At 72.1% G+C, this 24,265-nt stretch carries 24 protein-coding genes; 11 read left to right on the top strand and 13 right to left on the bottom strand.

Going from position 1 to position 24,265, the window contains the following annotated elements; genetic code table 11:
- Complete coding sequence (gene coaD / locus F8271_RS11960) at window positions 1–483, bottom strand: pantetheine-phosphate adenylyltransferase (RefSeq protein ID WP_151489770.1); 483 nt, start codon at window positions 481–483, stop codon at window positions 1–3.
- Entirely contained in the window at window positions 480–1,043 is a 564-nt protein-coding gene (rsmD, locus tag F8271_RS11965; protein ID WP_151489771.1) for a 16S rRNA (guanine(966)-N(2))-methyltransferase RsmD, read from the bottom strand. Before rsmD ends, coaD begins: the two co-directional genes overlap by 4 nt.
- 305 nt (window positions 1,044–1,348) lie before the next feature.
- Here rsmD and F8271_RS11970 point away from each other — a divergent pair, with 305 nt between their 5' ends.
- Both F8271_RS11970 and F8271_RS11975 read left to right on the top strand, forming a co-directional pair.
- Window positions 1,349–2,869: a cell wall anchor protein gene (locus F8271_RS11970; protein ID WP_151489772.1), complete on the top strand. Its 1,521-nt coding sequence runs from the start codon at window positions 1,349–1,351 to the stop codon at window positions 2,867–2,869.
- Between the two features lie 185 nt (window positions 2,870–3,054).
- A complete protein-coding gene (locus F8271_RS11975; protein WP_192580255.1) occupies window positions 3,055–4,767 on the top strand; it encodes an RICIN domain-containing protein in 1,713 nt (570 codons plus the stop codon).
- 104 nt (window positions 4,768–4,871) lie between these two features.
- Here F8271_RS11975 and recG read toward each other — a convergent pair whose 3' ends face one another.
- The gene (gene recG / locus F8271_RS11980; protein ID WP_151489773.1) at window positions 4,872–7,070 is read right to left on the bottom strand and encodes an ATP-dependent DNA helicase RecG; all 2,199 of its coding nucleotides are present in this window, start codon (window positions 7,068–7,070) and stop codon (window positions 4,872–4,874) included.
- On the bottom strand, window positions 7,067–8,680 hold the full coding sequence (locus F8271_RS11985; protein WP_151489774.1) for a DAK2 domain-containing protein: 1,614 nt from the start codon (window positions 8,678–8,680) through the stop codon (window positions 7,067–7,069). The genes recG and F8271_RS11985 overlap by 4 nt, the downstream gene beginning before the upstream one ends.
- A 164-nt stretch (window positions 8,681–8,844) precedes the next feature.
- Between F8271_RS11985 and rpmB the strand changes: the two genes are divergently transcribed.
- Both rpmB and F8271_RS11995 read left to right on the top strand, forming a co-directional pair.
- Entirely contained in the window at window positions 8,845–9,036 is a 192-nt protein-coding gene (gene rpmB / locus F8271_RS11990) for a 50S ribosomal protein L28 (protein ID WP_007456456.1), read from the top strand.
- A 178-nt stretch (window positions 9,037–9,214) separates the two neighbouring features.
- Window positions 9,215–10,471: an ATP-grasp domain-containing protein gene (locus tag F8271_RS11995; protein ID WP_151489775.1), complete on the top strand. Its 1,257-nt coding sequence runs from the start codon at window positions 9,215–9,217 to the stop codon at window positions 10,469–10,471.
- A 10-nt stretch (window positions 10,472–10,481) separates the two neighbouring features.
- Here the strand turns inward: F8271_RS11995 and F8271_RS12000 are convergent, their stop codons facing one another.
- On the bottom strand, window positions 10,482–10,943 hold the full coding sequence (locus F8271_RS12000; protein ID WP_151489776.1) for a GNAT family N-acetyltransferase: 462 nt from the start codon (window positions 10,941–10,943) through the stop codon (window positions 10,482–10,484).
- A 29-nt stretch (window positions 10,944–10,972) separates the two neighbouring features.
- Entirely contained in the window at window positions 10,973–11,905 is a 933-nt protein-coding gene (locus tag F8271_RS12005) for a thiamine-phosphate kinase (RefSeq protein WP_370461898.1), read from the bottom strand.
- Between the two features lie 153 nt (window positions 11,906–12,058).
- Here F8271_RS12005 and F8271_RS12010 point away from each other — a divergent pair, with 153 nt between their 5' ends.
- Window positions 12,059–12,292, top strand: coding sequence for an Lrp/AsnC ligand binding domain-containing protein (locus F8271_RS12010; protein WP_088646044.1), 234 nt, complete (start codon window positions 12,059–12,061; stop codon window positions 12,290–12,292).
- A gap of 9 nt (window positions 12,293–12,301) precedes the next feature.
- Window positions 12,302–12,985, top strand: a complete 684-nt coding sequence (locus tag F8271_RS12015) for a DUF3515 family protein (protein WP_151489778.1) — start codon at window positions 12,302–12,304, stop codon at window positions 12,983–12,985.
- 47 nt (window positions 12,986–13,032) lie between these two features.
- Here the strand turns inward: F8271_RS12015 and F8271_RS12020 are convergent, their stop codons facing one another.
- The gene (locus F8271_RS12020; protein ID WP_151489779.1) at window positions 13,033–14,133 is read right to left on the bottom strand and encodes a D-alanine--D-alanine ligase family protein; all 1,101 of its coding nucleotides are present in this window, start codon (window positions 14,131–14,133) and stop codon (window positions 13,033–13,035) included.
- Window positions 14,134–14,312: 179 nt separating this feature from the next.
- On the bottom strand, window positions 14,313–14,531 hold the full coding sequence (locus F8271_RS12025; RefSeq protein WP_151489780.1) for a hypothetical protein: 219 nt from the start codon (window positions 14,529–14,531) through the stop codon (window positions 14,313–14,315).
- A gap of 276 nt (window positions 14,532–14,807) precedes the next feature.
- On the opposite strand from F8271_RS12025, the gene F8271_RS12030 reads away from it, so the two are divergent.
- The gene (locus F8271_RS12030) at window positions 14,808–15,653 is read left to right on the top strand and encodes a helix-turn-helix transcriptional regulator (RefSeq protein ID WP_151489781.1); all 846 of its coding nucleotides are present in this window, start codon (window positions 14,808–14,810) and stop codon (window positions 15,651–15,653) included.
- Between the two features lie 5 nt (window positions 15,654–15,658).
- Entirely contained in the window at window positions 15,659–15,859 is a 201-nt protein-coding gene (locus tag F8271_RS12035; RefSeq protein ID WP_151489782.1) for a DUF397 domain-containing protein, read from the top strand.
- Window positions 15,860–15,957: 98 nt separating this feature from the next.
- On the opposite strand, the gene F8271_RS12040 is transcribed toward F8271_RS12035, so the two are convergent.
- The 5 genes from F8271_RS12040 to F8271_RS12060 all read right to left on the bottom strand — a co-directional run bounded on the left by F8271_RS12040 (window position 15,958) and on the right by F8271_RS12060 (window position 20,826).
- Window positions 15,958–17,007, bottom strand: coding sequence for an ROK family protein (locus F8271_RS12040; protein ID WP_151489783.1), 1,050 nt, complete (start codon window positions 17,005–17,007; stop codon window positions 15,958–15,960).
- A gap of 166 nt (window positions 17,008–17,173) precedes the next feature.
- Window positions 17,174–17,953 (bottom strand): putative protein N(5)-glutamine methyltransferase, encoded by a 780-nt coding sequence (locus tag F8271_RS12045; protein WP_151489784.1) that lies wholly within the window; start codon window positions 17,951–17,953, stop codon window positions 17,174–17,176.
- A complete protein-coding gene (locus F8271_RS12050) occupies window positions 17,953–19,080 on the bottom strand; it encodes a cystathionine gamma-lyase (RefSeq protein ID WP_151489785.1) in 1,128 nt (375 codons plus the stop codon). The genes F8271_RS12045 and F8271_RS12050 overlap by 1 nt, the downstream gene beginning before the upstream one ends.
- Window positions 19,081–19,087: 7 nt before the next feature.
- Window positions 19,088–20,095 carry an NAD(P)H-dependent glycerol-3-phosphate dehydrogenase gene (locus F8271_RS12055; RefSeq protein WP_151489786.1) on the bottom strand — a complete coding sequence of 336 codons (1,008 nt, stop codon included), beginning with the start codon at window positions 20,093–20,095 and terminating at the stop codon, window positions 19,088–19,090.
- The gene (locus F8271_RS12060) at window positions 20,092–20,826 is read right to left on the bottom strand and encodes a 1-acyl-sn-glycerol-3-phosphate acyltransferase (RefSeq protein ID WP_151489787.1); all 735 of its coding nucleotides are present in this window, start codon (window positions 20,824–20,826) and stop codon (window positions 20,092–20,094) included. Before F8271_RS12060 ends, F8271_RS12055 begins: the two co-directional genes overlap by 4 nt.
- Window positions 20,827–20,952: 126 nt before the next feature.
- On the opposite strand from F8271_RS12060, the gene F8271_RS12065 reads away from it, so the two are divergent.
- From F8271_RS12065 to F8271_RS12075, 3 genes are read left to right on the top strand one after another with little or no spacing between them, the layout of a single operon-like run.
- The gene (locus F8271_RS12065) at window positions 20,953–21,642 is read left to right on the top strand and encodes an NTP transferase domain-containing protein (RefSeq protein ID WP_151489788.1); all 690 of its coding nucleotides are present in this window, start codon (window positions 20,953–20,955) and stop codon (window positions 21,640–21,642) included.
- 22 nt (window positions 21,643–21,664) lie between these two features.
- Entirely contained in the window at window positions 21,665–21,862 is a 198-nt protein-coding gene (locus F8271_RS12070) for a cold-shock protein (RefSeq protein WP_151489789.1), read from the top strand.
- A gap of 54 nt (window positions 21,863–21,916) precedes the next feature.
- On the top strand, window positions 21,917–24,265 hold the full coding sequence (locus tag F8271_RS12075) for an RNA degradosome polyphosphate kinase (RefSeq protein ID WP_151489790.1): 2,349 nt from the start codon (window positions 21,917–21,919) through the stop codon (window positions 24,263–24,265).

Genomic DNA, 24,265 nt, shown 5'->3' on the forward strand with positions numbered 1-24,265 from the left:
TCAGCGGCGGGGGCCCAGGCGGGCCTGGAGGGCCTCGCGGACCGGGTCGGGGACGTGGGCGGAGATGTCGCCACCCCACTTGGCCACGTCCTTGACCAGGCTGGAGGAGAGGAACGAGTAGAGCGGGTTGGTCGGCATGAACAACGTCTCGACGCCGGCCAGACCGATGTTCATCTGCGCCATCTGCAACTCGTAGTCGAAGTCGCTGACCGCCCGCAGACCCTTGATCAGCACGCTCGCCTGCTGGGCCCGACAGAAGTCGACCAGCAACCCCCGGAACGACTCGACCCGCACGTTGCCGTACGAGGCGGTCACCTCGCGGAGCATGTCGATCCGCTCCTCGACGGTGAACAGGCCACTCTTCGACTGGTTCACCAGCACGCCGACGATCACCTCGTCGAACAGCCGGCTGGCCCGACCGATGATGTCGAGGTGTCCGTTGGTGACCGGGTCGAAGGAGCCGGGACACACCGCACGTCTCATGATCGGCGACCGTACCAAAGGGTGGTCTCGCCGTAGCGGCGACTGCGCTGCGGGGTGATCCCGTCCACCCAGTCGAACTCCCTGGTCCGGCGGGACCGCTCGACCACCACCAACGCGTCGGGCACCAGCCAGCCGCCGTCGACCAGCGTGGTCAACAGCGCGGTGATCTCCGCGTCCGGCACCGCGTAGGGCGGGTCGGCGAAGACCACGTCGTACGGGCCGCCGTCCGGACCGGCCGCCAGCACCGTCGCCACCCTGCCGGTGACCAGTCGTACGGCGGAGCCGGCCCGCAGGGTCGTCACGTTCTCCCGGATCACCCGGGCCGCCTTCGGGTCCGACTCCACCAACAACACGTGCCGGGCACCCCGGGACAGCGCCTCCAGACCGACCGCGCCGGAGCCCGCGTACAGGTCGGCGAAGCGCGCGCCGTCGAGATCGACCTCGGACTCGACGGCGCTGAACAGCGCCTCCCGGACCCGATCGGACGTCGGTCGGGTGCCGGCGCCGGGGGGCGCGGCGATCCGCCGACCACCAAGCGTCCCGGCCACGATCCGGGTCACCGCCTCCTCCTGTTCATGACCCCGACGCTACGCGACCCGTCGGACCCGCCAGCCGACACGGTCGGTACCGCCACGTGGATCATGTGATCACTTTTCGTATATCAATGATCTCAAGTTCATAACATCCGTCTTAGCTAATCCTGAGCGCTGTATCACGCGCGGCGATCTCGCTAGGGTCTGCCGGGTGTCGGCGGCAACCCACCGACCCGCGGCTCGGGAGGGCGCCTCTCCGATCGGACGTGCAGTGACCGTCCACTGTCACTCCCGTGCCACACCCCTGACGCTTCAGCACTCCAGGAGTACCCGTGATCCATCCCAAGCTGTCGCTCCAGCGACCGCTGGCCATCCTGGGAGCCGCCCTCATCGGCCTCACCGGGGTCGTCGCGGTCGCCACCCCAGCCAGCGCACACCACACCACGATCACCGCCACCGCCGAATGTGACCGGCTCACCGGCGAGCGCGTGATCACCTGGAAGGTGGTGAACAGCGAAGACAAGAAGGACGCGACCGTCCAGAGGGTGACCGCTGACCCGAACACCCCGGTGACCTCTCTGGTCGAGGGCGTGAAGGAAGCGAAGCCGCTGCAGGGGTTGGTCATCCCGCAGGCCTCCTACAAGCTGGCCACCCAGCGCGTGCCCGGCAACACCACCGTGGCACACCTCCAGGTCTACGCTGAGTGGATCAAGGGCGACAAGGTCACGGCGAACAACACCGCCAACGGCGAGATCAACCTCGCGGCCGACAAGTCCTGCACCCCGGCTCCGAAGTGCGTCGAGGTCGACAAGGCCAAGTACAGCCACACCTTCGACGGGCCGAAGGGGACGGCCACCGTCAAGCTCGACGGCGACCTGCCGCTCTGCGGCGAGGGCAAGCAGTGGTTCACGCTGGTCTCGTACTTCGCGCCGCGGCCGCAGTTCGCCACCCCGCAGTACGTCTACGGGACGCCGGACAGCGACTGGATCGGTGGCACCCAGACCGAGATCACGCTGAACGTGGAGATCCCGGACTGCCACACCCAGGTCGACCTGATCTGGGGCGGCAAGGACGAGGTCATCGACGAGCTGGTCGACGGTGGCAAGCGCTACGACAACAAGAAGCTCGGCTCGCCGGGTGCCCCGGGCAACCGGTCCAAGGGCCCGCAGGGCTGGTACAACGGCGGCAGCAAGAACTGCACCACCCCGGCCTCGACCTTCGCGTCCACGTGCGACGGTTCGGTCGCCGTCTCGCTGAGCAACGACGGCAAGATCAGCAAGTACGCCGTCGAGTTCGAGGTCAAGGGCGAGAACGGCTTCACCAAGAAGGTCTCCGTCGCGCCCGGCAAGGCCGACACGAGCATCGTGGTGCCCGCCGCCGACGCCGGCAAGATCGAGGTGCTGGTCGACGGCAAGGTCATCGAGAACGGCACGTACTCGTGGCAGCGTCCCGAGGACTGCCCGCTGCCGGCCGTCACCACCAAGGCCGACTGCAAGACCTTCGCCCTCACCGTGACCAACCCCGAGGGTGGGCTCCCGGTCAAGTCGACGTTCACCTACGAGGGCAAGACCGAGACCCGTACGGTCGCGGCCGGCGCGTCGGAGACGGTGACCTTCAAGGCCGGCAAGGACAAGACGGCGATCGTCGCCCTGCCCGACATGGACCTTGAGATGGAAGCCATCTACACGCCGGAGGGCAACTGCGGCGGCGCCGGTGGCGGCGGCGAGGAGCCGAGCCTCCCGCTCACCGGTGCGGCGGCGGGCGGCATCGCCGCCGGCGCGGTCGCCCTGCTGATCGCGGGCGCGGTGCTCTTCATCATCGCCCGTCGGCGTCGGGTGACCTTCACCGCCTGACCTGACCTGCGCTGAAGCCCGAGGGCGCGTCGACCATCCGGTCGGCGCGCCCTCGGGCATTTCTGTCGGCGGCACCTGAGCCACAGCCAGCGCACCGCGCGAGCCATGCGGGACGTCCCGCTCGACGGGCCAGCCAGGTCGATCATGGAAATTACCTCTGAACCGGATCCGGAAACCTCCGTTGTATGGACGCCCACCATTTCGGACCGCTCGCCCGATTGAGAGGTAACACGTTGGCGTTTTCTCTACCTGGAAGGCTCGTCGACCGCGGGATCGCCGCCGGCCTCGGCCTGGCCGTCGCCGTTGCGATCGGCATCGCGGTGCATCCAACCGCGGATGCGGCGCCGGCGAACTTCAGGGTTCTCGCGTTCTACAACGCCCAGAGCGGCGACGCCGCTCACGACGACTTCGTCAAGGATGCGAAGACGGGGTTCCCCCGACTCGGCGAGGAGAATGGTTTCACCTGGGAAAGCACCACCGACTGGGGCCGCCTCTCCGGTGATCTGTCGAACTACAAGGTGGTGATGTTCCTCAACGACGCCCCGCACGATCGCGGACAGCAGGCCGGATTCAAGCGGTACATGGACAACGGTGGAGCCTGGATGGGCTTCCACGTCAGTGCGTTTACTCAGCACGCGGATTCCTGGGACTGGTACTACAACACGTTCCTGGGGTCAGGGAACTTCAGGAACAACTCCTGGGATCCGACCACGGCAGTTTTGCGGATAAACGACCGGAACCATCCCTCCACCGCCGGACTACCGGCGACCATCAAGTCGTCGGTGAGCGAGTGGTACACATGGAGCAACAACCTGGGGCAAAATCCGGACATTGACGTAATCGCGTCGATCGACGAATCCGGCCCTCCGGTTGGCACCAGACAAAAGTTGACCGGCTCCATTCCGGTGATGTGGACGAACAAGAATTACAAGATGCTGTACGCGAATTTCGGCCACAACGCGAGGCCCTACAACAAGAATATCCAGAAGTCGTCCACGTTCGACAGCGATGAGCAGAACCAGTGGATGATCAACGGCCTGCGTTGGCTCGGCGGCCGTCCCGGCAGCGAGAGCCCGCCCACCGGGAATCGCATCGACCCCGAGACCTGGTATTCGTTGGTCAACAAGAACAGTGGCAAGTGCGTGGAAGCGCGCGGCGCCGGCACCAGCAGTGGCACCGCCATTCAACAGAGCGACTGCACCGACTCGATGGCGCAGCAGTTCAAGTTCCTGGGAGTCGACGACGGTTACGTCAGAATCCTGCGGCGGGACACGAAGAAGCAGGTGCTCGACGTTACCGACAGGTCAACCAAGGACAATGCCAAGATCCAAACCTGGTCGTACGTCGGTGGGACCAACCAGGAATGGCGGCCCGTTGAAGAGGGCGGTGGCTATTACCACTTCATCAGCCGCAACAGCCGCAAGTGCCTGAGCGTCCCCGATTCGGCACTGGGCAACGGGATCCGGCTGGTCGTGCTCAACTGCAAGCAGACCAACGCCCAGTCGTTCTCGCTCAAATCGAACAATAGCGACCCGGGCGACGCGGACCCCAACCCGGGCGACGCAGGTCCGTGCGGCGAGGGCGAGTTGTGCTTGTACGAGGAGGCGAACTTCCGCGGCGGCGTCCACCCTGTCGCGCTTAATCCCAACAAAAATGTAAAACTGCCTTGCGACGTGGACCTTGCCGCATTCGATGGGTTCGGCAAGAGGGATGAATTCGACAATGGGCATACCCTGGACAACCAAACGTCATCCGTTATCAACAACACCGACCATACCGCTCATCTTCACCTCGACGCATTGGAGAAGGGCGGGGAAAGGCAAGTTCTGGCCCATAGCAAGTTGGCCGAAATCCCGGATGGGGACGACGGAATTTCAAGTGCCTGCGTGTACGATTAGGAGTAACTGACGTCAGTTGACCACAGCGCACCCCGAGCCGACCACCCGCGGTTGCGGCTTGGCCGGCTCGGGGTGCGCGATCATTCGCAGCACGGTGGCCGACGTCAGCCCTTCTCCAGGTACTCCGCGCGGTCCTCGTCGACCAGGGCAGCGACCGACGCGGCCAGCGCCGGATTGGCGGTCAGCTCCGGGTCCTCCTCGATCACGGTGATCGCCTCGGCGCGGGCGTCGCGGATCAGCTCGGTGTCGCGTTTCAGGGACAGCAGCCGCAGGTGCGAGCGATGCCCGGACTGGGTGGCGCCCAGCACGTCGCCCTCGCGGCGCTGCTCCAGGTCGAGTTCGGCGAGTTTGAAGCCGTCGCTGGTGGACGCCACGGCGTCCAGCCGTTCCCGCGCCGACGACCCCTCGGCCGCCTCGCTGACCAGCAGGCAGAGCCCGGCGGCGGCACCCCGGCCCACCCGGCCCCGCAGCTGGTGCAGTTGGGAGACACCGAACCGGTCGGCGTCCAGCACGATCATCACGGTCGCGTTGGGTACGTCCACGCCGACCTCGATGACGGTGGTCGCCACCAGCACGTCCAGGTCACCGGCGGCGAAGGACCGCATCACCGCGTCCTTCTCGTCGGCCGGCAGGCGGCCGTGCAGCACCCCGATCCGCAGCCCGTGCAACGGCCCCTCGGCCAGCAACGGGGCCACCTCGGTCACCGCCACCGGCGGGCGGCGACCGTTGTCGTCCTCGGGTGGCGGCTCCTCGTCGGACACCGGCCCGTCACCGATTCGCGGACAGACGACGTACGCCTGATGCCCGGCGGCCACCTCCTCGCGCAGCCGGCGCCAGGCCCGGTCGAGGAAGGCCGGCTTCTCGGCGGCCGGCACCACGTGCGAGGCGATCGGTGAACGGCCCCGAGGCAGCTGGGAGAGGGTGGACACCTCCAGGTCGCCGTAAACGGTCATCGCCACCGTGCGCGGGATCGGGGTGGCCGTCATCACCAGCGTGTGCGGCGGCTGGTCGGCCTTGGCGCGCAGCGCGTCGCGTTGCTCCACCCCGAAGCGGTGCTGCTCGTCGACGACCACGAGGCCGAGGTCGGCGAAGTCGACGCCCTCGTAGAGCAGGGCGTGGGTGCCGAGCACGATGCCGGCGGCGCCGCTGGCCACCTCGCCGAGCGCCCGCCGGCGGGCGGCCGCGCCCAGCGAGCCGGTGACCAGCTCCACCCGGGTCGCGTGCTCGGCGGAATCCAGTTCACCGGCGCGCCCGAGTGGCCCGAGCAGGTCGAGCATGCCCCGGTAGTGCTGTGCGGCCAGCACCTCGGTGGGTGCCAGCAGCGCCGCCTGCCCGCCCGCGTCGACCACCTGGAGCATCGCCCGCAGCGCCACCACCGTCTTGCCGGAGCCCACCTCGCCCTGCAGCAGACGGTGCATGGGGTGCGGGGTGGCCAGATCAGCGGCGATCTCCTCGCCCACCTCGCGTTGACCGGAGGTCAGCTCGTACGGCAGCCGGGCATCGAAGGCGTCCAGCAGCCCGCCGGGGCGCGCCGGGCGGGGCCGGGCCGGCCAGTCGGCGGCCCGGTGCTTGCGCTGCACCAGGGTCAGCTGCACGGCGAACGCCTCGTCCCACTTGAGCCGCCGCCGCGCCCGGTAGAGCGCCTCCTTGGCGGACGGCCGATGGATCTCCCGCAGTGCGGCACCCAGGTCGACCAGGTTGCGGCTGGCCCGCACGGTGGCCGGCAGCGGGTCCTCCGGCGGGGTGAACGTGTCCAGGACGACCCGGACGCAACGGGCGATCACCCAGGTCGGCACGGCCGCGGCGGCCGGATACACGGGGATCAAGGCGCCGGCGAACTCCTCGATCTCGTCGCTGACCGCTGCCTCACCGTCGCCGCCCTCGCCGAGCAGGACGTACTCCGGGCCGTTGAGCTGACGTTTGCCCCGGAACTCGGTGACCTTGCCGGCGAACAACCCCCACCGGCCGGGGCGCAGCTCCCGTTCGCGCCATGCCTGGTTGCCGAAGAAGGTCAACGTGAGCAGGCCGCCGGAGCCGTCGCCGACGGTCACTTCCAGCAGGTTGCCCCGGCGTTGCCGCATCGGGCGAACCGCCGTGCGCTGCACCTGGGCCAGCACGGTGACCTGCTCGCCCACGTCCAGGGAGCGGATGTCGGTGTGTTCGCCGCGCTCGTCGTAGCGGCGTGGGAAGTGGTAGACCAGGTCACCCGCCGTGTGCAGGTCGAGGTACGAGGCCAACGCCTTGGCCGTCTTGTCCCCGACGAGCTTCTTCAGCGGTGTGTCCACAGTGGACGGCTCGCTCATTCGACCCCCACCAGCAGTGGATAGAACGGTTGACCGCCCGGGTACGCGTGCACCTCGACGAACGGCCAGCGCCGCGCGACGTGCGCGCGGACGGCGTCGGTGAGCCCGGCCGGGGCGTCCACCCCGGCCAGCAGGGTGACCAGTTCCCCACCGCCGCCGAGCATCCGGTCGACCACGGCGGCGCAGATGTCGGTGAGGTCGGTGCCGATCAGGTTCACCTCGCCCTCGACCAGCGCCAGCACGTCGCCGGGCTGGCACGGACCGGCGACGGTCAGCGCCTCCCGGCTGGCGTGGCAGACCTCGGCGTAGCGGCAGGCGCCGGCCGCCTCGGCCATCGCGATCACGTCGTCCTCGAAACGGCGGGTGTCGTCGCGCACCGCGAGGGCGGCGAGTGCCTGCACCGGCGAACGGGTCGGCACCACGCTCACCTTGATGCCGTACCGGTGTGCCTCGCGGGCCGCCGCACTCGCCACGGCCTCCGTGTCGGGGTCGTTGGGCAGCACCACCACCCGGGCGGCGTCGGCGCTGCGCACCGCGTCCAGCAGTTCCCCGATGGACGGGTTGCCCGGCACCACCGTGGCACCCTCCGCGGCGAACAGCTCGGCGATCCCGACGCCGGTGGCGACCACCACGGCAGCCCGGCCCTCCGCCGCCGGGCCGGGCGACGGCTCCGGCTGGTCGGCGAAGCGGGTCACCGAGATCCGGTACGGGCGGCCCGCAGCGACGCCCGCCTCGACCGCCGCGCCCACGTCGTTGACGTGCACGTGCACGTTCCAGGTGCCGTCCGGCTCACGCCCGTCGCCGACGACGACCAGGGAGTCGCCCAGCGCGTCCAGCGTCCGTCGCATCGCGGCGACCGCCTCGGCCGGGGCGTCGAGCAGGAACTGGACCTCGTAGGCGTACTCCTCGGAACCGGTCTCGCGGGCGGCGGTGGCCGCCGGTCGCGCGGCGCGCGGGGCCGACGCGGCCCGCACGGCGCTCTCGCCCGTGAGCACCTCGACCAGGGCGTCGAGCAACACGCACAAACCCTTGCCGCCCGCGTCGACGACGCCGGCACGGGCCAGGGCCGGCAGTTGCTGCGGAGTCCGGGCGAGCGCCTCGGCCGCCGCTCGCGCCGCGGCGCGGGCCACCACGCACAGGTCGTCGGTGTCCGCCCGCTCGGCCGCGCCAGCCGCGGCGCCGACCACCGTGAGCAGGGTGCCCTCCACCGGCCGGCTCACCGCGGTGTACGCGGCGGTGGTCGCGGCCCGCAGCGCGACGGCCAACTCCCGGCCGCGCACCGCCGGCACGGCGGCGACGGCATCGGCGAAGCCGCGCAGGATCTGCGACAGGATCACCCCGGAGTTGCCTCGTGCCCCGAGCAGCGCGCCCTGGGCCATCAGCCGCGACGCGTGCCCGTGCGCGGTCGACCCGCTGTCGGGCAGAGTGTCCAGGTCCATCGCGAGAGCCTGCTGCGCCGATGTGAGAGTGAGCACCAGATTGGTGCCGGTGTCGCCGTCGGGCACCGGATAGACGTTGAGCTGGTCGATCTCGCCCTGGTGGCGCTTCAGCGCGGCCAGGCCACCCGCACACCAGCGGCGAACCGCGGTGGCGTCGAGGGTGTCCAGCACGGCCAGAAGCCTACTGGCGCGGGCTGACACCCGTCGGACTCGTCCGGCGTGTCCGCTGGACCGGGCCGGTTGGCCGGGTCGGTGGGTCATCGGGTAACCTGACCAGGTTGCCCGGGCAGCACCTGCCGGCGACCTCATGAACGTATCAATCCCAGGAGTATCCCGTGGCTAGCGTGTGCGACGTCTGTGGCAAGGGACCGGGCTTCGGCCACAACGTGTCCCACTCGCACCGGCGGACCAACCGCCGCTGGAACCCGAACATCCAGTCGGTGCGTACCCCGGCCGGTGGCGGCAACACCAAGAAGTTGCAGGTCTGCACCTCGTGCATCAAGGCCGGCAAGGTCACCCGCGCCTGACGCGCGGCACCAACCTCTGACATACGGCTCAGCCGGCGGACCTCTACGGTCCGCCGGCTCTGTCGTATGTGCGTACGGCTCGCTGACGAGTAGACGACGAGGCGATCACCGCACGGCGCCGCCCGGTTAGTGTCGCGCTGCGCCCGGCGTCCGGTCCGGGCCGGTGGAGGGGTGACGGGTGCGGCTGGACCTGGGCCGGGACGAGCTGGTCATGATCGGCGCCGCGCTGGACCTGCTGCGCGGGCTCGGCGAGGTGCTGCCCGACGGCAGCGTGGTCGTGGTCGAGGAGCCCGATCTGATCCGCAGCCGCGATCTCGAACGACACTGCGCGGCACTGCCGTACGTCTCCCGGGTGGTGGCGGCGGAGTACCAGACCGGCCTGGACGCGCGGTGCCTGCTCGCCCGCGAACCGACGCTGGCCGCCGCGCGCCTGGTCGCGCCCGGCCAGGAGTACGGGGTGCTCGCCGCCGCCCAGCTCGCCGACGCGCTCGGCCTGCCCGGTGCCGGCGTCGACGCCGCCGAGACCTTCACCGACAAGCACCGGATGCGGCTGCTCGCCGCGACGGCGGGCCTGCTCAACCCGGCGTACGCGCTGGTCGGCACCGCCGCCGAGGCGGTCGCCTTCGCCGAGCGGCAGAGTGGGCCGTGCGTGCTGAAGCCGACCCGCCGCGCCGGCAGCCTCGGCGTGCAGATCGTCCCCGACGCGACGCTGATCGCCGCCGCCTGGGCCGCCACCGCCGACCCGGAGACGCCCACCGACGCCACCGCCCGTGGCCTGCCCACCGCCGTCCTCGCCGAGCAGGTGCTGATCGGCACCGAGCACAGCGTGGAACTGCTGCTGGCCGACGGCGAGGTGCGCTTCGCCAACGTCACCGACAAGCGGGTGCTGGCCGGCCGGTGGCCGGTGGAGACCGGGCACACGGTCCCGTCCGTGCTGCCCGACGACGCCCGCCGGGACCTGATCGAGGTGGCCTGCCGGCTGGCCGCGGCGGCCGGCTTCCGCACCGGTGTGCTGCACAGCGAGTGGATCCGTACCGCCGATGGCCCGGCCCTGGTGGAGTGCGCCGCGCGGCTGCCCGGTGACCTGATCGCCGGGTTGATCTCGTTGGCCTACGAGTGCGGGTTCGTCCTCGCGTACCTGCGGACGCTGCGGGGTGAGCGCCCCGCGCTGCCGGCGCGGCCCAGTGGCGCGGCGGCCATCGAGTTTCTGCTCGCCGCTCCCGGCACGGTGACCGCGGTCGACGGGGTGCGCGCGGCCCGTCGGGTGCCCGGCGTGCTGGACGTCGGGGTGGCCGTGACGGTGGGTGATGAGGTGGCGGAGGTCACCTCGTCGGCCCGGCGCAGCGGCCAGGTGCTCGCCTGGGGTGCCGATCCGGCGGAGGCGACCGAAGCGGCGACCCGGGCCGTCGCGCAGATCCGGATCACGACCGGCTGAGCCCGGCCGGTCAGAGCGTGCGGCCGAAGGAGACGCAGCCCTCCGCGTCCTTGTAGAAGCCGAAGTTCGGGATCCGCTCGTAGCCGGCGGCCGTGTACATGGCGATCGCCTCGGGCTGCTTGTCGCCGCACTCCAGGACGATCCGCTTGCGGCCCTGCTCACGGGCCGAACGCTCGACCGCCGCGAGGACGCGGCGGGCCACACCCCGCCCACGGGCCGCCGGAGCGGTGTACACCCGCTTCAGCTCCGCGCTGTCCGCGCCGTGGCTGCGCCAGCCCCCACAGCCGACCGGCTCGCCGGCCAGGTAGGCGACGAGGAACGCGCCGTGCGGCGGTTGGAACTCGGCGGCGGCCAACGGGGTGTCGTCGCCGGTGCCGCCGTAGCGGGCACCGAGGTCGGCCAGCGCGTCACGGATCAACTGCTGCGCCACCGGTGCGTCGAACCGCACCAGCCGGATCTCGATATCACTCACGGTGTCCAGGGTACGGCGGGTGCCGGGCCTCACCGAAAGTGGTCCCAGCCGGTCGGGCCGTCGTAGGGCGCGCCGTCGACCGTCACCCCGGCACCGTCCGTCACCAGACCGATCGGCCGCCACTCCGGCGGCAACGCCACCGCCGGGGGGAAGGTCGCGGCCAGCGCGTGGTCGTCGCCACCGGCCAGGATCCAGGTGTACGGGTCGACGCCGAGCGCCTGCGCCGCGTCGGCCATCTGCCGGGGGACCTCGAACGCGTCGCGCCGTACGTCGATCGCCACCCGACTGGCCGCCGACACGTGCCCCAGGTCCGCGAGCAGACCGTCCGACACGTCGATCATCGACGTGGCGCCCAGCCCGGCGGCCTGCGGCCCGGCTCGGTACGGCACGACCGGCCGCCGGTACGCCTCGACCAGCAGCCGGGGCGTACGGAAGCCGCGGGTGAGCACGGTCAACCCGGCCGCCGCGTACCCGGTGCGCCCGGCCAGGGCGAGCACGTCCCCCGGACGGGCTCCCGAGCGCACCACCGGCGGCCGGCCGTCCAGGTCACCGAGCGCGGTGACCGCCACGGTCAGGGTGGGGCTGGCCGACATGTCCCCGCCGACGACGCTCGCACCGACCGTGCCCGCCTCCGCGGCCAGCCCGTCCGCCAACTCCTCCGCCCAGCCGGTGGGCAGATCCGCCGGCATACAGAGAGCGACCAGCAGGGCGGTCGGGGTGGCGCCCATCGCCGCGATGTCGGCCAGGTTGGCGGCCGCCGCGCGGTGGCCCACGTCACGCCCCGACGACCAGTCGCGCCGGAAGTGCCGCCCGTCGACCAGCACATCGGTGGAGGCCACCACCCGACCGTCCGGCGCGGCCACCACCGCCCCGTCGTCACCCGGGCCGAGCAGGGTCGTCGGCCCGACCGGGAGCCGGGCGGTGATCCGCCCGATCAGCCCGAACTCGCCGATCCCGGCCACGCTGGCGGCACCGCCGGCGTCCCGTCCGTTCCGCCCGGCACCGCCGCGCTCGCTCACCGCTGCTCCTTGACCACCGATAGGGATCAGACCTGCTCCGTAAGGTAGTTTCACCCTTCGGGCCGCCCCGCGGCGGCGACGGACGGAGGTCGAGTCGTGGTACAGGCGTACATCCTCATCCAGACCGAGGTCGGCCGGGCACGTGACGTGGCCGGTCTCATCGCGGACCTTGCCGGCGTGGTACGCGTCGACGCCGTCACCGGGCCGTACGACGTGGTCGTGCTCACCGAGGCGAACACCGTCGACGAGCTCGGCAAACTCATCGTCAGCAACGTGCAGATGGTGCCCGGCATCACCCGCACCCTCACGTGTTCGGTGGTGCGGTTGTAAGTGGACGAGATGACGACCTCCTCCGCTGCTCTGGACGACGACGAGACGCGCGGCGCGGCCGGCGGCGCGGCCGAGCCGGCTGACGGTATCCGCGAGCCGGGCGACCCGGACGTCGACGCGCCGGGCGGCCGGGACCGGACGATTCGCGGTGCCGCGCTGCTGGCCACGTCGATCGCCCTGCCGGTCACCCTGCTGATCGCGGTGCTGGCCTTCGCGAAGCTCTCTCCGGACACGCCGGCCGCCGCGCCGAGCCCGTCCGCGAGCGCGTCCCGGGCGCAGTCCTCCGCCCCGGTGGAGATGGCCGCCCCGGCGCTGGCCGCCCGCCCGGCCACGGTCTGCCGCGCGTTGGTCTCCCAGCTGCCGCAGACCATCCGCGACCTGGCCCAACGCCCGGTCACCGCCGGCCCGGAGCAGAACGCGGCGTACGGCGACCCGGCCCTCACGCTGGCCTGCGGCGGCACCGAACCGACCGTGCCGGCCACCGACGAGGTCTGGCGGGTGAACTCGGTCTGCTGGCACCCGGTCGAACAGGGCGACGCGACGGTGCTCACCACGGTCGACCGGGAGACGCCGGTCACGGTCCGCATCCCGCGCTCCTACGAACAGCCGTTGCAGTGGGTGGCGCCGATCTCCAGCACGATCGTGGCCTCGGTGCCCTCCGGCGGCACCATCCCCGCCGGCTGCCAGGGCTGACCTGACCCGGCCCGCGCCGGCTCGGCGCGGGCGGGGGCCTGGCGGCCTCAGTGCAGGCCGACGCCGCGCCGCTGGGCGGTACGGATCAGGCGGTTGACCAGCTTCGGATACTCCAGGCCGGAGGCCGCCCACATCCGCGGGAACATCGACGTCGGGGTGAACCCGGGCATCGTGTTGATCTCGTTGAGGTAGACGTCCAGCTCGGGGGTGACGAAGAAGTCGGCCCGCGCCAGACCGGCGCAGTCCAGGGCGGTGAACGCGCGGACGGCGTACTCCTGCACCTGGCGGGTCACCTTGTCCGGCAGCCCGGCCGGGATGTCGTACTCGCACGAGTCGTCGAGGTACTTCGCCTCGAAGTCGTAGAAGTCGTGGTCGGCGACGACGCGCACCTCGGCCAGGACGGACGCCTCGGGCGCGCCGCCGGCCTCGCCCTCCAGCACACCGCACTCGACCTCGCGGCCGACGATGGCCGCCTCGATGATGACCTTGGGGTCGAACTGTCGCGCGGTGGCGACCGCCGCGTCGAGCTGCGCCCAGTCGGTGACCCGGGTGATGCCGAACGACGAACCGGCCCGGGACGGCTTCACGAAGACCGGCAGGCCGAGCCGGTCCTTGTCCTGCTCGCTGAGCGTCATCCCGTTGCGCAGCACCGCGTACGGGCCGACCGGGATGCCCTCCACCGCGCAGAGCTTCTTGGTGAACTCCTTGTCCATGGCGGCGGCGGAGGCGAACACGTTCGCGCCCACGTAGGGGATGCCGGCCATCTCCAGCATTCCCTGGATGGTGCCGTCCTCGCCGTACGTGCCGTGCAGCACCGGGAAGACCACGTCCACGTCGGCGAGCACCCGGGGGCCCTCGGTCGGGTCGAGCACCATCAGCCCGTTGCCGGTAGGGTCGGCGCGCAGCACGACGTCGTCGCCGGAGTCGGAGGTGATCTCCGGCAACTGGCGGGCGTTGATCGCGAGCTGGGCGGGATCGCCGCTGGTCAGCACCCACTGGCCGGCCCGGGTGATGCCCACCGGCACCACCTCGTACTCGTCCGGGTCGAGTGCGCCGAACACGCTGCCGGCGCTGACGCAGGAGATGCCGTGCTCCGGGCTGCGGCCGCCGAAGACGATCGCCACACGGGTCTTGCCTGGGGTGGTCACTCCGGTCACCTCTTCGTACGCGACTGCGGCTGGTCGTGCTCGCCGGTGGCGCTCACCCGGTTGACCTTACTGTGCGTGGCGATAGGCCGAGGCGATACCCGGCGAGCCACGGCAAGACACGGCAATCGGTCAACAGAGCATATACGGTGCGTGACGGTAGATCCTCCGCGCGGGTCTGCTCAGTCCCGGGAGTGCCGGCGGCCGACCGCTATCACCTTGACCCGCTGTCGGCCGGCGCGGACCATGCCCAGCGCCATGAAGGCTCCGGCGATCCGGTCGGCGGCCTCCCGACTGCTGGCACCCACGACCTGCCGACGCCGCTCGGGGGCGGTCCGCTCGTTGCGCTCGATGCCGTCGACGGCACGGACGTCGGTGAGCACCACCAGGAAGCGGGTCATCCCCGGCCGCCCGGCCGCACGGCGGGGGGCTGCGGACCGTCACGCACGTCGTCTCCTTCCGGTGGGCGGGGATGGCTGCGGCACGCGGCGATCGGGCACGGGGGAGAAACCCGATCACCGCGCGCCCCATCCCCTCCGGTCGCTCACCACCACCGTCGCCACGACAACCGGCGGTGAGGACGCCATAACAGATTGACACGTGTACAGCCGTGAATGCAACTCTCATCGACGTTCTCTCATGCAGACGTTCCCACAAATGTGTGCGACCATCGATGCATGGCCCCGAAGACCGCCCGTGCCCGCCGGCTCGGTATCGCCCTGCGCCACCACCGGGAAGCCGCCGGGCTGACGTTGGAGACCGCCGCGGATGAGATCAACAGCACCCGCAGCACCCTCTCCCGGTACGAGAACGCCCAGACGCTGATCACCCCGGCCACCGTCCGCGCCCTGCTGACCTCGTACGGGGTGGCCGCCGAGGAGGTGGCATCGGCGGTGCAGCTCGCCAAGGACGCCCGCAAACCTGGCTGGTGGGTGTCGTACTCGTACCTGCTGGACCCCCGCACCATCGACTTCATCGCCCTGGAGGCGGAGGCGACCGCCATCGCCAACTTCGAGCCCTCGGTGGTGCCCGGCCTGTTGCAGACCGCCGACTACATCCGCGGGGTCATGCGCGGCGGCCCACACACCCTCGGCGACGACCTCGTGGAGCAACGGGTCAAGGTCCGGCTCGACCGCCAGCAGCGGCTCACCGGTGACGATCCGCCGATCCTCGACGCGATCATCGACGAGGGCGCACTGCTGCGCCCGGTCGGCGACCAGTCGGTGATGGACGGGCAGCTACGCCACCTCGTCAAGATGGCCGAGCTGCCGAACATCACCGTCCAGGTGATCCCGCTCTCCGCCGGCTACCACCGGGGCACCCGGGGTTCACTGCACATCCTGGAGTTCGCCGACCCGGAGGACCCGATCATCGCCTCGGTGGAGACCGTCGCCGGCCAGATGATCCTCGACCGGGCCGGCGAGACGCGTACCTGCACCAAGATCATGGAGCACCTGCGCAGCGTGGCGCTCAGCCCGGCGGACAGCCGGGCGATGCTCCTGTCAGTCCTGAAGGGACGGTAGGACCGATGACACCGACGATCACAGCGGCCTTGGCCGCGGCGGCGTGGCGCAAGAGCAGCCGCAGCGGCGACGAGGGTGCCTGCGTGGAGGTGGCCGCGATCCCGCGGCTGGTGGCCGTCCGCGACTCCAAGGACCCCGCCGGCCCGGCCCTGCTGTTCGCCCCGGCCGCCTGGGCGGCCTTCGCCCAGGCGCCGCCCCTCGGCTGACCGGTCCCCCGGCGCGCGCCGGTCGACGCCGCGCTGGCCGTCCGGGCCACCGCACGGGCCGTCGACCGGCGCACCGCGGGCGCTCGACGGCCGCCGGCTCAGGCGACCAGCGGACGGGACTCCGGCACGGTGCGCAGCGCCTCCAGGGCGGCGATCGCCACGCCCCGGGCGCCGGCCATGTCCCGCTCCGGCACCAGGGCGAAGGTGGCCACCGCCGCCTGCTCCTCCCGGAGCACGGTGTGCTCGCGGACCGTCGCCAGGAACCAGTCGCGGAACTCCGGTGCCGCCTCCACCACCCCGCCCCCGACGAAGTACGCGTGCGGATCGGTGAAGTTGGCCGCCACGGTGAACAGCCGGCCCAACGCCATGGCCTGCTGGGTGAAGAGGTCCCGGGCCAGCGCGTCCCCGCGCTCGCCGTACCCCCGGACCAGCTTCGCCGCCCGGGCCACCGGCTCGGCGGCCAGCGGATGGTCGGGGTAGCGGGTCAGCCAGTACGGCAGCAGGTTGTGCTCGATACCGGTCAGCGAGGCGACGCTCTCCACGTCGCCGGTGAAGCCGCAGGCACAGTCGGGCTCCGGCTGCCCCGGGCCGAGCAGTCCGTTCAGAGGGATGTGCACGTGGCCGAGTTCCCCGGCCATCCCGGCGGCGCCGGCGATCACCCGGCCGCTCTCGACCACCCCGCCGCCCAGCCCGGTGCCGACGATCGCGGCGACCGACGACCGGTTCATCGCGTCGGCGCCGAAGAACACGTGGTGGGCGTAGAGCGCCGCCGCGTTGCCGTCGTTGTGGTAGATCACCGGTAGGCCGAGACGCCGCTCCAGCGCGCCCCGCACGTCGAAACCGCGCCAGGCCGGCTGGGAAAAGTTGGTGGAGCCACGCGACGAGATGACGCCGGCGGCGCTGGCCGGGCCGGGCGTGTCCAGCCCCACCGCCTGGACCAGCTCCCGCGGCACCCCGGTGTGCGCCAGGGCGCCGTCCAGTGCCCGGGCGAGCGCCTCGATCGCCGCCTCCGGCCCCTCGCGCACCTCGCTGGGGATCTCCAACAGCCCGTCCACCAGGAACCGGCCGTCCACCGTCAGCACGGTGGCGTTGTTGCTGGTGCCGCCGTTGTCCAGCCCGACGACCACCGGCACCCCTGCGCTGCCCACCGAAACCGCCTCCCGCCCTCATGAGTGTGAGCCGAGGCTAGTGCCACGCCCTCTCCCCCGCCACGCCGCCCACCGCAGCCCGGCCGGGGGTACCGGCCCTGCGGCGGTGACACCCCTGAAGTGCTGTCCCCAGAGCCCCAGAGCCCCAGAGCGCTGGTGGACCGGTTCAGCCGGGGCGGCGGGCGGTCACCACGGTGGCGTCCAGGTCTTCGTCGTGCCGCACGTTCGGCACCAGCCCGGCGGCGCTGAACACGGCGCAGAGCGCGTCCACCTGCGATTCGCCGGCCTCGACCGCCAGGTGTCCACCGGGGGCCAGCCAGACGGCCGCGTCGACGCCCACCCGGCGCAGCACGGTGAGCCCGTCCGGGCCGCCGTCGAGCGCCACGGGGGCCTCGTGCAGCCGTGCCTCCGGCGGCATCAGGGCCACCGCGTCGGTCGGCACGTACGGGGCGTTGGCAACCACCAGGTCCAACTGACCGCGCCAGCGCGGCGGCAACGGGGCGAACAGGTCCCCCTCGAACACCTCGGCGGCCAGCCCGGCGAGGTTGCGGCGGGCGCACGCCACCGCCGCCGGGTCGATGTCGGCGGCGGCCAGCCAGCGCGGAGCGAGCCGGTGCGCCAGCGCGACCGTGGTGGCCCCGGAGCCGCAGCAGAGGTCGACCACGGCCGGGGCTGGACCGGTCAGCGCGGCCGCCGCGTCGACCAGCAGGGCCGTCCGACCGCGCGGCACGAACACGCCCGCGTCGACGGCGATCCGCAGCCCGCAGAACTCCGCCCAGCCGAGCAGGTACTCCAGCGGTTCGCCGGCCACCCGACGATCGGTCAGGTCGGCCAGCGTCGCCGGATCATCGGTGGCCGCCAGCAGCAGGTCCGCCTCGTCCTCGGCGTAGACGCAGCCGGCGGCGCGCAGCCGGCCCACGAGGGCGGGTCGATCGGTGATTGTCATCAGACCCCGGAGACCGGCCCGGCGGTGTCCAGCGCGGCCGCGATGTCGGCCACCAGGTCGGCGGTGTCCTCCACGCCGCAGGAGAGCCGCACGAAGCCGGGGGCCGTGTCGTCGCCCCACTGGGCCCGCCGGTCGGCGGTGGTGTGCAGGCCACCGAACGAGGTGGCCGCCGCCACCAACCGGGCGGCCTCCACGAAACGGCTCACCCGGTCGGCGTCACCCAGGTCGAACGACAGCACCCCGGGCATCCGGCGCATCTGCGCCGACGCCACCGCGTACGCGGGGTCGTCCGGCCGCCCCGGCCAGCGCACGCCGGTCACGTCCGGCCGGCCGGCGAGCAGGTCGGCGACGGCGGCGGCGTTCGCGCTCTGCCGGGCCAGCCGCAGGTCGAGGGTCGCCAGCGACCGGTGTGCCAGCCAGGCGTCGAACGCGCCGGGCACGGCCCCGGTGGTGGTACGCCAGAGCGTCACCGCCTCGATCAGATCGGCGGACCGGCTGGCCAGGTAACCCAGCAGCACATCGGAGTGGCCGGTGAGCGCCTTGGTGCCGGAGGCGACCACCAGGTCGGCGCCGAGGTCCAGTGGTCGCTGCCCGAGCGGGGTGGCGGTGGTGTTGTCCACCGCGAGCAGCGCGCCGGCGGCGTGCGCCCGCTCCGCCAGGGCCGCCACGTCGACCACGTCCAGGCCCGGGTTGGCCGGCGTCTCCACCAGCACCAGCCGGACGCCCTCCAGAGACGGGTACGGCCCGACGGTCGGCACGAAGACCACCCGGACGCCGATCGTCTCCAGCACCGCGGTGGCGAACGCCCGGACCGGGAAGTAGCCGTCGCTGGGCAGCAGCACGGTGTCCCCCGGGCGGAGCAGGGTGAACAGCATGCCGGTGATGGCCGCCTGGCCGGTGGCGAAGACCCGGCAGTCACCGCCCTCCAGCTCGCCCACGGCCGCCTCCAGGAGACGTCGGGTCGGGTTGTCGGGTCGGCCGTAGCCGTTCGGCGAGCCGGCGGGGCCCTGCCACGGGTCGAGGTGGTACGGCGCGGCGAAGACCGGCCCCGGCAGGAACGGATCCCCCGGCGCCGGTTCGGGCAGTCCGGCGCGTACGCAGCGGGTGCCGTCGCCCAGCTCGGTCATCGGGTCCTCATTCGTACGACTCGGGTTTGGCGGTCCGGCTCATCAGGGTCTCCACGGCCAGGCGAGGGTCCATCCCCTCGTGGCAGATCCGCTCGACGTGCTCGGTGATCGGCATCTCCACGCCGTGCGCGCGGGCCAGGTCGCGGATCGCCAGGCAGCTCTTCACGCCCTCGGCGGTCTGCCGGGTGGCGGCCTGGGCCTGCCCCAACGTCTCGCCCCGACCCAGGTGCTCACCGAAGGTGCGGTTGCGGGCCAGCGGGGACGAGCAGGAGGCGACCAAATCACCCATGCCGGCCAGGCCGGCGAAGGTGATCGGGTCGGCACCGAGCGCCACACCGAGGCGGGCCGTCTCGGCCAGGCCCCGGGTCATCAGCATGGCCCGGGTGTTGTCGCCGAAACCCATCGCGGTGGCGATGCCGTACGACAGGGCGATCACGTTCTTGACCGCGCCGCCCAGCTCGCAGCCGATCACGTCGTCGTTGGTGTAGGGGCGCAGGTAGGGCGTCCGGATCGAGGACTGCACGAGCACGGTGCGGTCGCTGTTCGTTCCGGCGACCACGGTGGCGGCCGGCTGCTCGGCGGCGATCTCCGGGGCCAGGTTCGGACCGGAGACGACCACCACCCGATCGGCGGCCACGCCGGCGGTCTCGACGATGACCTCGCTCATCCGCTTGGTGGTGCCGAGCTCGATGCCCTTCATCAGCGACACCAGGGTCGCCTCGGGGTGCAGGTGCCCGGCCCACTCGGCGAGGTTGCCCCGCAGGGTCTGCGACGGCACGGCCAGCACCACCAGCTCGGCGCCGGTGATCGCCTCGACGGCGTCGGCGGTGGCGGTGACCCGGGCCGGCAGCAGCAGGTCCGGCAGGTACTCCGGGTTGCGGCGCTCGGCGCGGATGCTCTCGGCCACCGGCGCGCGGCGGGCCCACACGGTCACGTCCCGCCCGGCATCGGCGAGGATCTTGGCGAACGCGGTGCCCCAGGAGCCGGCACCGAGCACCGCGACGTGGCCGCTCATGCGGCTTCGCCCTGCTGGGGCTGGGCGGACGGTCGGGCCGGTCGTTCCCACAGCGGCGGCGGGGTGCCGCCACGGATCTCGGCGAGCATGTCCCGCAAACGCAGCATGATGGCGTCCGTCATCTCCTCAAGGGTCGCCCGGGTCGGCGGGGCGTCCGCCCACCGGCTCAGGTCGACGGGTTCCCCGGCGACCACCGTCACCGGGATCCGGGGGCGCAGGTTCAACCGGCTGGTCCGCGGGTCGAAGATCCGCTCCGGCCCCCACATCACCAACGGCACCACCGGCGCGCCGGTGGCCAGCGCCAGCCGGGCCGCGCCGGTCTTGGCCTTCATCGGCCACAGCTCCGGCTGCCGGGTGGTGGTGCCCTCCGGGTAGATCACCACGGCGCCGCCCTCGTTGAGCGCGGCGACCGACCTGCCCAGCGAGCGGACCGCGTCCACGCTGCCGCGCTCGACCGGGATCTGCAGGCAGCGGTGCAGGATCCAGCCGACCACCGGCACCCGGAACACGCTGGCCTTGCCCAGGTACTGCGGCCAGCGCCCGGAGTCGTAGACGAAGTGCGCGGAGACCAGCGGGTCGGCGTGCGAGATGTGGTTCGCGACGACGATCACGCCCCGGTCGGTGGCGAGGTGCTCCTGGCCGCGCCAGGTACGCCGGGTCCACACGGTCATCACCGGCTTCACCAGCCCCACGGCGAACCGTTGCCAGAACCCCAGCCTCCGGCGTGCCACTGTGCCTCCTCATCGCGCCCCGACCCGCCGCGAGCACCGCCCGCGACACCCGCAGCGGAAATCATGCCTGCTCGCCCCCGGTACGGCCAGCGAGGGTCCCACCGTCCAGCTGGCAGGATTGCGGACGTGAGTCAGCCGAGGTGGGCCGTGGTGGTGCCGGTGAAGCGTCTCGCCGCCGCGAAGAGCCGGCTGCGGGGCGCGCTGCCGGGCGTACCGCACGAGGAGCTGGCACTGGCGCTGGCGGCCGACACGCTCCGCGCGGTGCTGGCCTGCCCGGCGGTCGCCGAGGTCCGGGTGGTCACCGACGACGCCCGGGTGGCCGCGGTGGCCCGGGCCACCGGTGCTCGGGTGCTGGCCGACGAGCCGGACGCCGGCCTGAACGCCGCGTTCCGGCACGGCGCGGCGGCCGGGCCCGCCGGCTGGGTGGCGGGGCTCACCGCCGACCTGCCGGCGCTGCGCCCGGCCGAACTGGCCGCGGCGCTGCTCGCGGCGGAAAAGCCCGCGGCGGAATCGCCCGGGCGGCTGCCCGCGGCGCAGACCGGTCGGGACGAGGTACGCCGGTTCGTGCCGGACGCGCCCGGCGGCGGGACCGTGCTGCTCACCGCGGCGCCCGGCGTCGCGCTGGATCCGCGCTTCGGGGTGGGCTCGGCGGCGGTGCACGCGGCGAGCGGGGCGCTGCCGCTGACCGGCGACTGGCCCAGCCTGCGCCGCGACGTGGACACGGCGGCGGACCTGAGCGCCGCCGCCCGGCTCGGGCTCGGGCCGCGCACGGCGGCGCTACTCGACGCCGGCTGCCCGGCCGCCTCCGCGAGCTGACCCACCGGTGTACGGTGCCAGCATGCAAGGCACGGTGGCCAGCTACGACGCGGCGACGCGCAGCGGTGTCCTGCTGCTCGACGACGGCACCGAGCTGCGTTTCCCCGCGCGGGCGTTCGATGCGTCCGGGCTGCGGCTACTGCGGCTCGGCCAGCGGCTGCACATCGACACCGACCCCGACGGCGAGGTCGTCCGGGTGACATTGCCGACGATGATCTGAGCTGGCGGGGCCAAGTTCATTTTGCGTTAACCCGAATCGGGTGATTATGAGCGGGTGAGCACCCCTCGCGAGCACCCGGCCACCCCTCCCGCCACCGACCCCCTGAACGGCACCCGCATCCGCGGTGCCGACGGCCGCTTCCGCCCGTCCCGAGCTGAACGCGCCGGCGCCGCCCGCGCCGACACGCTCGGCGACGACCCGGGCGCGGCCTCCTCCGGGCTGGACGAGGTCCTCGACTCCGCCGGCACGCCGACCGAGACGGACGGTCCGGCCGCCGGTGGAGTCCAGGCCACCCCGACCGGTGGCGTCGAGGAGAACGACGAGGCGTCGGCGCCCCCGCCGCTGCCGGAGGACCGGTTCCTCAACCGGGAGCTCTCCTGGCTCGACTTCAACGCGCGGGTGCTCGCGCTCGCCGAGGACCCGCGCACGCCGCTGCTGGAACGGGCCAAGTTCCTCGCCATCTTCGCCAGCAACCTCGACGAGTTCTACATGGTGCGCATCGCCGGGCTGAAGCGGCGGCTCTCCGCCGGCCTGCCGGTACGCGGCGGGGACCGGCTGCCCCTGCGTACCCAGCTGGAGCTGATCGCCGAGAAGACCGCCGAACTGGGCGCCCGGCACGCCGCCTGCTTCGGCGACGACGTGCTGCCCAAGCTGGCCGACGAGAGCATCCGCATCCTGCGCTGGGCCGAGCTGGGCGATCCCGAGCGGGAGCGGCTGCGCACCTACTTCCGGGAGCACATCTTCCCGGTGCTGACGCCCCTCGCGGTCGACCCGGCGCACCCGTTCCCGTACATCTCCGGGCGGTCGCTGAACCTGGCGGTGGCGGTCCGTGACCCGGACGGCGGCTCCGAACTGTTCGCCCGGGTGAAGGTGCCGAACAACGTCCCCCGCTTCGTCCGGGTGGACCGGGACCAGCCGGGCGTCCGGATGCTGCCGGTGGAGGACCTGATCTCGGTGCACCTGGGGCAGCTGTTCAGCGGCATGCAGGTGGTCGAGTGCCACCTGTTCCGGGTCACCCGCAACGCCGAGGTGGAGGTCGACGAGGACCGCGACGAGGACCTGCTCCAGGCCCTGGAGCGGGAGCTGGCCCGGCGCCGGTTCGGCCCGCCGGTCCGCCTCGAGGTCGCCGCGTCGATCTCCGACCACGTGCTGGAGCTGCTCGTCCGCGAGTTGGACATGGACGACCAGGACGTGCTGCGGGTGCCCGGGCTGCTGGACCTCTCCGCGCTGTGGCAGGTGTACGGCGAGGCCGACCGGCCGGATCTCAAGGACCCGCCCTTCGTACCGGCCACCCATCCCCGTCTCGCCGAGGGCGAGGTGCCGCGCAGCGTCTTCTCCACGCTGCGCGACGGGGACATCCTGGTGCACCACCCGTACCACTCGTTCGCGACGAGCGTGCAGCGCTTCATCGAGCAGGCCGCCGCCGACCCGAACGTGCTGGCCATCAAGCAGACCCTGTACCGGACCAGCGGTGACTCGCCGATCGTGGACGCGCTCGTCGACGCGGCCGCCGCCGGCAAGCAGGTGGTGGTGCTGGTGGAGGTGAAGGCCCGCTTCGACGAGGTGGCCAACATCGGCTGGGCCCGTACGTTGGAACGCGCCGGCTGCCACGTGGTGTACGGCCTGGTGGGGCTCAAGACGCACTGCAAGACCGCGCTGGTGGTGCGGCAGGAGGGCAACCAGATCCGCCGGTACTGCCACATCGGCACCGGCAACTACCACCCCAAGACCGCCCGGTTGTACGAGGACTTCGGCATGCTCACCGCCGACCCGGAGATCGGCGCCGACCTCACCGACCTGTTCAACGTCCTCACCGGCTACAGCCGGCAGACCGCGTACCGTCGGCTGCTGGTCGCGCCGCAGGGCATCCGCAGCGGCCTCATCGAGCGCATCGAGCGGGAGATCTCACACGTCCGCCTCGGCATGCCCGGCCTGGTCCAGTTCAAGGTCAACTCGCTGGTCGACGAGGGCGTGACCGACGCGCTGTACCGGGCGTCCCAGGCCGGTGTGCACGTCGACCTGCTCATCCGGGGCATGTGCACGCTGCGCCCGGGGGTGCCGGGGCTGTCGGAGAACATCCGGGTCCGCTCGATCCTGGGCCGGTTCCTGGAGCACTCCCGGATCTTCCGGTTCGGCAACAACGGCGAGGCCGAGTTCTGGATGGGCTCGGCGGATCTCATGCACCGCAACCTGGACCGCCGGGTGGAGGCGCTGGTGCAGGTGAGCGACCCGATCGCCCGAGCCGAGTTGGATCACGTGCTGACCGCCGCGATGAGCCCCGACGTGGACGCGTTCGAACTGGCCGGCGACGGCACCTGGACCCGGCGTACCAGCGGCGACGAGGCGGCCCGGGCGCACCTGCAGGAACTGCTGCTGCGCCGCGTCGGTGGCACGGCCGGCTGA

Origin of the sequence: Micromonospora sp. ALFpr18c (assembly GCF_008868155.1) — a bacterium.
Lineage (GTDB): Bacteria > Actinomycetota > Actinomycetes > Mycobacteriales > Micromonosporaceae > Micromonospora.